The 424-nt window shown below is 62.0% G+C and carries 1 protein-coding gene; it reads left to right on the top strand.

Annotated elements, in window-relative coordinates; translation table 11 throughout:
• Positions 1 to 220 precede the first annotated feature (220 nt).
• Positions 221 to 385 (top strand): hypothetical protein, encoded by a 165-nt coding sequence (locus EOC06_RS40470; RefSeq protein WP_164898927.1) that lies wholly within the window; start codon positions 221 to 223, stop codon positions 383 to 385.
• The last annotated feature ends 39 nt before the right edge of the window (positions 386 to 424 follow it).

The raw sequence follows: 424 nt of genomic DNA, 5'->3' as shown, positions 1-424 counted from the left end.
GGGGGGAGATCGGATGTCATGACCTCTTTCGCTAATTTTCAACGTTGGAGAGAAAGCGGCGAGGACGAAGCTGCTGATCTCCCCACTTGAGGGGGAGATGTCCGGCAGGACAGAGGGGGGCGCCTCGCTCTGCCCCTGGCAGGAGACCCCACCCCTTTCCTTGCAAAACAATCATGCTTTGCTAGAAAGGTTTTGGCGGGTGGCATCGTGAGAGAACCTCATGTTTGCCGATATCATCAGACCGATCACCCTAGGTTTTTCGCTGCTGCGGCGGTTCTGGCTGCAACTCGTGGCACTCGTGCTGGCCGGCGTGCTGGTCGGCGATCTCCTCATGCAGCTCGCGGCGAAGGTGGCGCTGGCCAATCACTTCGCCGGGCGCGGCTGACATAGGCGCGCGCCGGCTGGACCCGCCAGCGCCCGGCAT

Origin of the sequence: Mesorhizobium sp. M7A.F.Ca.MR.362.00.0.0 (genome assembly GCF_004023175.1) — a bacterium.
In the GTDB taxonomy this organism is placed as follows: domain Bacteria; phylum Pseudomonadota; class Alphaproteobacteria; order Rhizobiales; family Rhizobiaceae; genus Mesorhizobium.
This window is presented reverse-complemented; position numbering and strand designations above follow the sequence as displayed.

Excerpts from the sequence above, each read along its gene's own strand:
- EOC06_RS40470 (WP_164898927.1), top strand. The coding sequence starts at position 221 with ATGTTTGCCGATATCATCAGACCGATCACCCTAGGTTTTTCGCTGCTG.